The organism is Thiomicrospira sp. S5, assembly GCF_003991075.1.
Classification (GTDB): Bacteria; Pseudomonadota; Gammaproteobacteria; order Thiomicrospirales; family Thiomicrospiraceae; genus Hydrogenovibrio; species Hydrogenovibrio thermophilus.
This window is the reverse complement of sequence record NZ_CP014470.1, coordinates 2214309-2225202: the sequence shown is the minus strand read 5'-3', so window position 1 is coordinate 2225202 and position 10894 is coordinate 2214309. Positions and strand designations below refer to the sequence as shown.

Annotated in this window: 9 protein-coding genes; 7 read left to right on the top strand and 2 right to left on the bottom strand. The window is 50.5% G+C overall.

The annotated features are described in order from the left end of the window. Window positions 1–12: 12 nt before the first annotated feature. From AYJ59_RS10325 to AYJ59_RS10300, 6 genes are all read left to right on the top strand, one after another. Window positions 13–825 carry an SDR family NAD(P)-dependent oxidoreductase gene (locus AYJ59_RS10325; RefSeq protein ID WP_127120043.1) on the top strand — a complete coding sequence of 271 codons (813 nt, stop codon included), beginning with the start codon at window positions 13–15 and terminating at the stop codon, window positions 823–825. Window positions 826–1127: 302 nt separating this feature from the next. Further along, a complete protein-coding gene (locus tag AYJ59_RS10320) occupies window positions 1128–3152 on the top strand; it encodes a HAMP domain-containing methyl-accepting chemotaxis protein (RefSeq protein ID WP_127120042.1) in 2025 nt (674 codons plus the stop codon). Between the two features lie 208 nt (window positions 3153–3360). Further along, complete coding sequence (lgt, locus tag AYJ59_RS10315; protein WP_127120041.1) at window positions 3361–4164, top strand: prolipoprotein diacylglyceryl transferase; 804 nt, start codon at window positions 3361–3363, stop codon at window positions 4162–4164. A gap of 34 nt (window positions 4165–4198) precedes the next feature. Continuing rightward, the gene (locus AYJ59_RS10310; RefSeq protein WP_127120040.1) at window positions 4199–5032 is read left to right on the top strand and encodes a thymidylate synthase; all 834 of its coding nucleotides are present in this window, start codon (window positions 4199–4201) and stop codon (window positions 5030–5032) included. Beyond that, window positions 5029–5547, top strand: a complete 519-nt coding sequence (folA, locus tag AYJ59_RS10305; RefSeq protein WP_206197876.1) for a type 3 dihydrofolate reductase — start codon at window positions 5029–5031, stop codon at window positions 5545–5547. Before AYJ59_RS10310 ends, folA begins: the two co-directional genes overlap by 4 nt. Before the next feature lie 156 nt (window positions 5548–5703). After that, a complete protein-coding gene (locus AYJ59_RS10300) occupies window positions 5704–8169 on the top strand; it encodes a methyl-accepting chemotaxis protein (RefSeq protein ID WP_127120039.1) in 2466 nt (821 codons plus the stop codon). A 31-nt stretch (window positions 8170–8200) separates the two neighbouring features. Here AYJ59_RS10300 and AYJ59_RS10295 read toward each other — a convergent pair whose 3' ends face one another. Together AYJ59_RS10295 and AYJ59_RS10290 are read right to left on the bottom strand one after the other, a co-directional pair. After that, a complete protein-coding gene (locus AYJ59_RS10295; RefSeq protein WP_127120038.1) occupies window positions 8201–9007 on the bottom strand; it encodes an iron chelate uptake ABC transporter family permease subunit in 807 nt (268 codons plus the stop codon). After that, window positions 9004–9780, bottom strand: a complete 777-nt coding sequence (locus AYJ59_RS10290; RefSeq protein ID WP_127120037.1) for an ATP-binding cassette domain-containing protein — start codon at window positions 9778–9780, stop codon at window positions 9004–9006. The genes AYJ59_RS10295 and AYJ59_RS10290 overlap by 4 nt, the downstream gene beginning before the upstream one ends. A gap of 99 nt (window positions 9781–9879) precedes the next feature. Here AYJ59_RS10290 and AYJ59_RS10285 point away from each other — a divergent pair, with 99 nt between their 5' ends. Then, window positions 9880–10890: a zinc ABC transporter substrate-binding protein gene (locus AYJ59_RS10285; protein WP_127120036.1), complete on the top strand. Its 1011-nt coding sequence runs from the start codon at window positions 9880–9882 to the stop codon at window positions 10888–10890. The last annotated feature ends 4 nt before the right edge of the window (window positions 10891–10894 follow it).

The following is a 10894-nucleotide window of genomic DNA, read 5'->3' as shown; positions in this document are numbered from 1 at the left end:
AAAGGAGCAAGCATGACGAATAGCGTGACATCGACACCACAATTTCCAGATTTAAAGCATAAACGCATTCTGGTTACCGGCGCATCGAGCGGTATCGGTGCCGGGATGGCGAAAGTCTTGGCGCAAGCCGGATGCCGGTTGGTGTTGCACTACAACCGCAATGAGACCGGTATCGAACAGACGCTTGAAGCGGTACAGGCGATGGGGGCCGAAGCGGACGTCTTGCGGTGCGATTTTGCGGAGCTGTCATTGGTTCAGCCCTTTTTTGACCAGGCCTGGTCGGTTTTCGATGGGTTGGACGGGTTGGTGAATAATGCCGGAGTGGTGACCAAATCCCTGAGTTTGAAAGACAAACAGGGCGATCAGTTTAATCGAACCCTGGCGGTGAATTTACAGGCGCCGTATTTGTTGAGTACCGCCTTTGCCGATGCCTGTAAGCAAGCCGGGCATAAAGGTGCGATTGTCAATAACAGCAGCATTCACGGCCAGGCGACGTGCGAGTGGTTTGCCGCTTACGCCGCTTCCAAAGCGGGCATGGATGCCATGACCAAAGTTCAGGCTGTGGAATGGGGGCAGTTCGGGGTGCGCGTTAATGTACTGGCACCCGGTGTGGTGCCGGTGGAACGAACGTTTGATGTGTTGTATCGTCCGGAAATGGAACGTAAATGGGTGGGTGCCATGCCCGCCGGACGTTATGGTACGGTCGAAGATATGGGGATGGCGACGGCCTATTTATTGTCCGACGCCACGGAATGGATGACCGGTTCGATTCTGACGCTGGATGGCGGCTTGATTGCCCGAGGGCATTATCCGTATCGCGATTAAATCGAGCAGAACTCGGAAATGAGATAAAGAGATGACGTTGCTTGTGATTTTGCCATTGGAAACGATGTGGTATTTTTTACCGGGTCGAGAGAAAATCATGACAAAATTTTGACGAACATACGGAAAAAACTGTATTTTTATAAAAGCCACTGATGTGGCTTTTTTCATTTTTAGATGCTAAATCTATTGTTTTTAAAGGTTTTTTGGTTTTTTAAGAATCGGCTCTGAAAAGACGTTTCTTAAAGTGGCACTGGCCTTGCTTGTTGCCACTATCGAATCAATGGTTTCAAAGTGGAATGGATATGGAAAAGTTTTTACAGAAACTCACCATTAAACAAAAAATGCGTTTCGGCTTCGGGGTGATTTGGGCGGTATTGGCCATTATCACCATTCAGGCCGCGGTGAATTTGTTTATTGTGCGTCAGAATGTGGAAGAAGTGGTGGAAGTGCGTCAGCCGATTGCGCTGCAAGCCAATGCCATGACCAATGTGCTGGAAAAAAGCATGAATGCCTTGAGCATGTATATGCTGACCGGCGATTCGGAAAACCTCCAATCCTATGCGAAAGGCATCGAAGCATCCGAAGCCATGCTGGTCCAACTGACCGAAAAGATGAGTGGTGAAACCTCGGCCGAAGATATGGCGATTTTGAAACGTATTTCAGAAGACCTGAAACGCTTGCCGCAATTCATCGAGCAGGTACAGGTGTTCCAAGCCGATCGCAGTAAAAAGTTCCCGGCCTTCGATTTCGTGAATCGCGAAATGATGCCTTATGCCGTGATTATCCAGCAGCAAATCAACTTAATGCTGAACTCGGAACTGGCGGATTTGAATGCCGAGCGTCAGCCGATTCTCAATACCTTGTTGGGCATGCAGAAAGATTGGCTCAACGTGCTGAGCGGTTTGCGCGGCTATGTGGCTTTCCGTAACGAAGGCATGGCGGCGGATACGGAAAATTATCTGAATTCGTTCGAGCGTGCCTTGGAGTTCATGATGACCCAACAGGACTACGAACTGACGTTGGAAGAAGAAGACGGGGTGGAAAAAGCCAAGACCGCTTATGAAGCTTACCGTGAAAACTTTATGCGTTTGAAGCAGATTCATCAGGGACCGAAGTGGCGGATGGACACCTGGATGATGAAGAACCAGATTCAGCCGGTTTTCCTGGCGCTGGAACACGATTTGGAAACCATTTCCACCAGCTCCGTCGGCCATATGCAAGAAACCAGTCAGGATGTATTGGACAGCACTCTGCGCAACCTCATCTTGTTGTTGAGCTTGTCGGTCATCGGCCAGTTGGTGGGCATGCTGATTTCGCGTAAAGTCACCAACTCCGTGGTGCGCCCGGTGATTCGTTCCGCCAATGCGATGAAAGACATCGCTTACGGCGAGGGCGATCTGACTCGTCGTTTGCATGTGGACGGCAAAGATGAACTGGCCGATTTGGCACGTTACTTCAATGAGTTCATTGGTCGTATTCAGGATACATTGCGTGAAGTGACGGAAACGGTTCGCGAACTGGAAATTTCGTCGCGCGGCCTGTTGGAAGTGTCGCATGAAGCCAAAGAAGGCGCGGAACAGCAGTTGGCGGCGTCGCATCAATTGACGCATTCGATGGTGAGCATGTCCGAGAAAGCGAAGAGTGTGGAAGACCATTCGCACAATACATCGCGTGCCACGGATCAGGCGGCGGCCAGAGTCAAAGAAGGTGGCCAGGTGGTTAAGGATGCCGCGGAAGACATTCGTAATGTGTCTGAAGGCATGGAAAAAATCACCCAGGCCGTCATGCAGTTGAGCGACGACAGCCAGACCATCAGCACGGTCATCAATGTGATTCGCGAAATTGCCGAACAGACCAACTTGTTGGCCTTGAACGCGGCGATTGAAGCGGCGCGTGCTGGTGAACACGGGCGTGGCTTTGCCGTGGTGGCCGACGAAGTTCGCGGTCTGGCGCAACGAACTCAGGAGTCTACGGTTCAGATTGAACGTGTGATCGAGAAGATTCGTAAAGCCACGCATGAGACCGTGAAAGTGGTCGAGCTGGGGCGCGAAACCACTCAGTCGGGCTACGAGTCGGTGATGACGGTCGAGCGCGTGTTGAGTCCGGTGGTGATTTTGATGGACGATATTAACAAAATGAGTTCGGAAATGCTGACGTCGGCCCAGTCTCAGACCGGTTTGGCCAAAGAAGTCAACGAGCACATTAATCAAATCCATAATGTGACCGAGCGGACCGTGGAAGGTACCGTCAATACTGAATCGTCCAGTAATCGTCTGCAACAGTTGGCGGATAAGTTGGATCAACTGGTCCACCAGTTCAAGATTTGATTTCCGAGTCTTGTACGGTTTTGAAAAAGCGGTCTTTGGGCCGCTTTTTTTATGGGCGTATTGCAAGGCCCCAAAATCGAAAACCGCCAGGCCTGGCGGTTTTGTCTGTTTTGTGTTTCCCGGCGCGAAATCCTAGTTTTTTGTGTCTGATAACGGTATGATTAAGTCCGTTTTAAATTCCCTTTCCTAAGAGATTCCAAGAGAACGTATGTGGACTTATCCTGAAATCGATCCCGTTGCCCTTAGCCTGGGGCCCTTGCAAATTCACTGGTACGGATTGATGTACTTGTTCGGCTTTGCTTTCTTTTGGATTTATGGCTCGCTGCAGGCCCGTACCTCGCCGAACTGGAACAAGGATCTGGTGAGTGACTTCCTGTTTTACGGCGCCCTCGGGGTGATTCTCGGCGGCCGTCTCGGTTACATTCTGTTTTATGACTTGGCGCACTATCTGCAACAGCCGCTGGACGTTTTTCAAGTTTGGAAAGGCGGCATGTCGTTCCACGGCGGTATGCTGGGGGTAATTCTCGCATCCTGGCTGTTCGCGCGCTATAAGATGAAAGTATCGATTTTCGTGGTGTCGGATTTTGTGGTGCCGATGGTGCCGGTCGGACTGTTTTTCGGGCGAATCGGTAACTTTATCAATGGCGAACTCTGGGGGCGTACCACCGACTCCAGCCTGGGAATGAAAGTCTATGACCCGACTGTACAACAAGTGGTCGCCAAGTATCCGACGCAGTTATTGGAAGCCCTTTTGGAAGGGTTGGTATTGTTCATTATTTTATGGGCTTATACCCGTCAACCACGCCCTTTGGGCGCGGTGTCCGGTTTGTTTGTCGGTTTCTACGGGTTGTTCCGTTTTTACGTGGAATTCTTCAGAATGCCCGACCCGCAGCTCGGATACCTGCTGTGGGGGTGGGTGACGATGGGGCAGATTTTGTCCCTGCCGATGATCCTGTTCGGGTTCGGTTTGGCGGTTTGGGCCTATCGTCGCAGCCCGGTCGTCAGACCTTGAACGGCGTGAATATAATTAAGTAAACGAGGTAAGCATGAAACAGTATCTGGAATTGTTGAAACACATCACTGAAAACGGTGTACAGAAAGGCGACCGGACCGGCACCGGAACGCGTTCGGTGTTCGGCTATCAGATGCGTTTCAATCTGCAGGACGGCTTTCCGATGGTGACCACCAAGAAACTACACTTGAAGTCGATTATTTATGAACTGCTGTGGTTTCTGAAAGGCGACACCAATAATACTTATCTGAAAGAGCACGGCGTCCGAATTTGGGACGAGTGGGCGACCGAAAACGGTGACTTGGGGCCGATTTATGGTAAACAATGGGTGGCTTGGGAAAAGCCCAACGGCGAGACCATCAACCAGATTGCGGAAGTCATTGACACGTTGAAAAACAATCCGAACAGTCGCCGTATGTTGGTGTCGGCCTGGAACCCGGCGGATTTGCCGGACGAATCCATGAGTCCGCAAGAAAACGTTCAGCAAGGACGAATGGCTTTGGCCACCTGTCATGCGTTTTTTCAGTTTTATGTTGCGGACGGCAAATTGTCCTGCCAGTTATATCAGCGCAGTGCAGACACCTTTTTGGGCGTGCCGTTCAATATCGCCAGTTATGCCTTGTTGACGCACATGATTGCGCAGCAGGCGAATCTAGATGTGGGCGATTTTGTCTGGACCGGCGGGGATGTGCATCTTTATAACAACACCTTGGAACAAGCAGAGCTGCAAATGGTTCGTACGCCTTATGCGCTGCCGAAACTGGTCATCAAACGCCGCCCCGAATCGATTTTCGATTACGAATTCGATGACTTCGAAGTGGTGGGCTATGAGTCGCATCCGCACATCAAGGCCGAGGTGTCGGTATGAAGCTTGCTAATGAATTGAAAGGATTGAATATTTCCTTGATTGCCGCGATGGATCGGAATTTGGTCATCGGGGCTGATAATCAAATGCCATGGCATTTGCCGGATGATTTGAAGTTCTTCAAGGCCAATACGCTGGATAAACCGGTGATTATGGGACGCAAGACTTTCGAGTCTATTGGCTCCAAAGCCCTGCCGAAACGCCGTAATCTGGTGGTGACTCGTCGGGACGATTTTTCCGCGTCGGGTGCCGAGGTTTTCGATTCGTTGGAAACCGCGGTGCTCAGTTGCTCGGATGCCGATGAAATCATCATTATGGGCGGTGGGGAACTGTATCGGCAAATGTTGCCTTATGCCAATAAACTGTATGTCACCTTGGTGGATGCCGATGTGGCGGGCGATACCCATTTTCCACAATGGTCGGAGTCGGAATGGGATGAAGTCAGCCGGGAAAAGCATCCTCAGGACGAGCGTCATGCCTTTGCTTTTGAGTTTGTGATTCTGGAGCGGACCAAATAAGGAATTGGTTCTATAAGTCGACCCTCTCTCGTCCATAAGGAAAATCAATCCTGTAAACGGTTATTTTCTATAGAATGACCCATTAAAAAAGAACCTTTACTTCCCTGTAACAGCCGTGTTTTCAGGGAGAATATTACAGAGTGGATCGAATAAGAAATGGGAATCAAAACTAGAATGTTCATTGGCATCTTCGGTGCCGTCCTTTTCCTGCTGGCCTCAAACCTAGTGGCGCAGTATGTCTTCGGGGAAACATCCAAAACCATCAATCAAATTGTCAATGTCAATGAAGTGAAAGTGGCGTTGTTGAACCGCCTGAAAAACTTGGCGGACGAACGGGCGATTTTGTCACGCGATTTGGTGGTATTGGAAAACGAAGAATTGATTCAAACCTCACGAGCGCGTTTGACGGAAACCGCCAATGAAATCGCCGAGGTGTTCGATGCTCTGGAAAAAGCCAATCTCGATCCGAAAGAGCAAGCCTATTTCGATGCCATCCGTCAAAATGTCGTGTCCGCGAATACGGCGTTCGGCAGTTTTATGGTGATGGTGGATGAAGGCTTTATTGAGGATGCGGTGGATATTTTGGTCGGAGAGTTCGGTTCCAAGTATCAAGCCTTTTCCGACATCGTTTCCGAGTTCAAAGTCTATGAAGAAAACAAAAACAAGGCGTCCGTCAAAGGTTTGGCTGAGCAGGAATCCTTCGGAACCTCTTTGCTTTGGGGGGTCTTGATTGCCAGTGTGGTGATCTTCTCGATAGCCGGTACGATTGTCGCACGCAGCTTTATGAATCCGATTAACGCCATGCGGGAAACCATGGCGAAGATTATCGAAACCGGAGAGTTGAATCATCGTGTTGAAGTCTATTCCAAAGATGAACTCGGGGAGACGGCGCACTCCATTAACGACCTCCTGAAAACCATTCACGATGCGATTGATGATGTGAACAGTGTGATGCACGAGGTTTCAAACGGTTCTTTCCACCGTAAAATCGAGCATGAATATCAGGGCGATTTCATGACCTTGAAGCAAGGTGTGAATGAATCGGTGGTGCAGATTCATAATATGGTGCAGATGCTGCGTGATACCGCTGCGAATTTGCGAAACGGTGTGCTGAAGTCGGTGAAGGCGAGTGATGTCGAGCTTAGCGGGGACTATGCCAGTGTCATGGGCGACTTGGAAATTTCCATGAATCAAATGGCGAAAACGGTGAATGATATTTCCGCCACGCTGGGCGCTTTGTCACACGGGGACTTCTCGAAACGGGTGGAAACCGATGCGCGTGGTGAATTTACCGTTTTGAAAGACGCCATCAATACCACCGTCGAAGGATTGGAAGCCTTTGTGGAAGAGGTGGCCGTGGTTCAGACTCGCATCAGTGAAGGGGATTTGACCGAGCTGGTATCCGGTCATTACCAAGGTAAGATGGCGGTCTTGAAAGACAGTTTGAACAGTTCGACGCGCAATATGTCGGAAATGATCGGTAAGGTCGGTGAAGTGACGCGGCTGGTCGCGGACGAATCCCGTAGCATTGCCGATGGCAGCGAGTCGATTTCCAACCGCATTCAGCAGCAAACGGTGTCGTTGGAACGGACCTCAACCCAAATGATGCAAATGACCAATACGGTTCGAAATAACGCCGACAGTGCTAATAATGCGAATCAAATGACGCAGGAAGCCCAACAGAAGTTGGAGGATGGGGTTGGCATTATGCAAAAAGCACTGCAGTCGATGGACGAAATGAGCGAAGCCAGCCAGAAAATCAATGACATCATTACGTTAATCGACGGTATTGCGTTTCAAACCAATTTATTGGCCTTGAATGCGGCGGTGGAAGCGGCCCGAGCCGGTGAGCACGGCCGCGGTTTTGCGGTGGTGGCCGGTGAAGTGCGTAACCTGGCTGGAAAATCGGCTGATGCGGCGTCGGAAATCAAGAAATTGATTGAAAACTCGGTCAGTATCAGTGAGCAGAGCGGCGATTATGTCCGCCAAACCAGTGATGCTTTGACGCACATCAATACCTCGATGGGTGAGATTTCCGCGATGATTTCGACCATTGCCAAGGCGAGTAACGAACAAGCCGAAGGCATTGATAATGTCAGTCAGGCGATTAGCGAAATGGACACGACCACTCAACAGAATGCCGGTCTGGTTGAAGAAGCGGCCGCCGGTAGTCAGGACTTGCTGCAACAATCTTCCGACCTGCTCGGTTTGGTGAGTGAATTCAAGGTCGATCATACGGTGTTGGAACGGGTGCATAAGTTACAGCAATCTGCGTCGGCGCAAGAATTCGATAAAATGGTTCAGGCACACTTGGCCTGGAAAGCGAAAATTCGTGGTTTCGTCGATGGCATGGACATCGGCGTGACTTATGAAACCGCCACCGACCACACCGCCTGTGTGTTAGGAAAATGGTATTACGGTGAAGGGCAGGCATATGCGCAATTGCCACTGATGCAGGAGCTTGGCAAAGAGCACGAGGAAATGCACCAAGGCATCAAGAAAGTCATGGATGCCAAGGAAATCGGTGATACCGAAATGGTGGAAGCCGGCTTGGCTCAAGTGGACGACAAATCCGAAAAAGTGGTGGCGATTCTCCACCAGTTGATGGATGAGGTCGGTTGATTCTGGATTGGCTAACGACGATGAACCCGGCTTAGGCCGGTTCTTTTCGTAATAAGCTGATTAAGAAAATCATCGTGGCAATGGCGACGATGCTGGGGCCGGTCGGTAAGTCAATCAGCAGTGATGCCAGAAGCCCCAGTAAAACCGACATGAAACCAATCAAAATGCTGATGCCGAGCATTTGTTCCGGAGAATGCGCGTATTTTCGAGCGGCAGCGGCCGGAATAATCAATAACGATGTAATCAGTAACACGCCGACAATCTTCATCGCGACCGCGATAATCAACGCCAATAACAACACGTAATACAATTGTACTTTTCGGGTGGGTACGCCTTCAATTTGCGCCAATTCCGGGTTTAAAGTCAAGTTCAGCAAATCCTGCCAGTGCAGCTTGAAAAACAGTGCGACCAAGCCACCCAATATTACGATGAAAAACACATCCAATCGTTCGATACTTAAAATGTCACCAAACAGGTAGGCCAGAATATCAAGCTGGATGTCGGTTTGAAAGCTCAATAGAATTAATCCGATGGCCAGAGAGCTGTGCGCGAGGATGCCCAGTAAGGTGTCGGATGACAGCTTGGTTTTCTCCTTGATGAGGTGAACGCTGATCGCCACCAACAACGAAATGAGGATGACGGCGAAGGTCAGGTTGATTTCCAACAGCAGGCCGAAGCTGACGCCGAGCAACGCCGAGTGTGCCAAAGCCGCCCCGAAATAGGATTGTTTTTGCCAGACCATGAAGACACCCAGTGGTGCGGCAATCAGCGCGATCAGCAGGCCGCCGACTAAGGCGAGAATCAAAAAGAGCGGAGGGTTCAGCAGAAGGTCGATCATGTTTGGGCTGGCCTTTCATCTGGCGTATGCGCGTGTCCATGCGTGTGCTGGCATAGGTGCGAGTCATGATGGTGTTCATAGACGGCGACTTCTTCAAAGCCGTCACCGAACAGGGCTTGGAAAGCCGGGCTTTCCGAAACGGTCTGAGGGTGCCCCGAACAGCAAACGTGTTGGTTGAGGCAGATGACCCGGTTGGTGTTGCGCATCACGATGTGTAAGTCGTGGCTGACCATCAGGATGCCGCAACCGTATTTTTGGCGAATGTCTTCGATGTACTGATACAGTTCGGTCTGGCCTTGCAAATCCACGCCTTGTACCGGTTCGTCCAGTACCAGCAGTTCTGGCGAACGCAGTAAAGAGCGCGCCAGGAGAATCCGTTGCATTTCCCCGCCGGAGACTTGTTGAATGGGTTGCGTCAACAAGTTGTCCAACTTCAAGTCGTTGATGATTTCGTGAAGCTCTGTGGTATCATTCGCTTTTTTGGGAAGCCCCAGCTGTAAAAAGCGCAGTACTGTCAGGGGCAGGGAAGCGTCCAATTGAATTTTTTGCGGCATGAAGCCCACACGCAGTCCTTTTTTGCGTTCCACGGTGCCGGACGTCGGATGAATCAGTTTCAACAGAATTTTGAGCAGCGTGGATTTTCCCGCACCGTTTGGACCGATTAAGGTGATGATTTCATTGGCATGTAATTCCAATGAAATATCGTTCAGGACGGTTTTCGGGCCGTAAGCGTGGCAAATGTGCCGGGCGGTGATCAGCGGTTCGTTATTCATGATGCTTTATTCTAATTCATGAAAGGAAAAATAGGGCGGACTTTTTTAAACGATTCGGCAAGGGCGCCGAGTGTCATTGATAATACATAAGGAGTTTCAGTGAAAACACTGATGTTTATTTTGGCCGGGTTGGTGAGTTGGCAAGCTCACGCACTCCAGGTAACGGTCACCATTCCGCCTTTGGCGGCCATGGTGAAGCCTTATTTGACACCGGACGACACCTTGACGGTGCTGTTGTCGCCGGGGGCTTCGCCGCACGGTTTTCAATTCCGTCCGTCGCATTTAACCGCTTTGAACGAAGCGGATTTGATTTTGACCGTCGGGTCGGGGGTTGATCGCTGGGCGGATAAGGCGATTCGGCAAATGATGGCGGAGCGAGCGGCGTCTGCGGATGATAAAACGCCTACGCCTGTCTGGGTGGTGATGCAAAAACAACCAGGCCTGGCCGTTTTGCCGAAACGGGCTGCGACCGATGGTGGGGATGCGCATCAACATGGTCATGAGGCCCACGATGGCCATGATGCCCATGATTCTCACGGGCATGAAGAAACCGAAACCCAAGAAAATCAAATCCATGGCGATGCGCAAACGGTGGCCCCACTGAAAATGGATGGCCACACCTGGCTGTCGGTTCACAATGCCGGTTTGATGATTGAAGCCATTGGCGAAGCCATCGCCACGTTGAAACCACAGGAGGCCGAGCAGATACGCGCTCAGCAAGAAACCAACCTGGTGGCGTTAGCGGAAGCCGATCAAGCTATTCAAACGCAATTGGCATCGGTAGAGAAAGTGCCTTATCTGGTGTTACACGATGCCTTCCAGTATTTTGAAAAACGTTACCATCTGAACAATCAGGGTGCGATTCAGGTGTCTGCCGAAGTGAAACCGAGCGTAAAACGTGTGTTGGCGCTGCGTCAGCGTATTCAAAGCGACGGTATTCAGTGTGTGTTCAAGGAACCGCAGTTTTCGGACAAGCAGTTGCGTTACATTACCCGCGGTCTTGATGTGAAAATCGGTGAGCTGGACCCGTTGGGTCGTAATCAATCGCATCAGTCCTATCCCGAATTTATTCAAGGCTTGGCGATGCAATATCGTGCCTGTTTGGAATGATTGC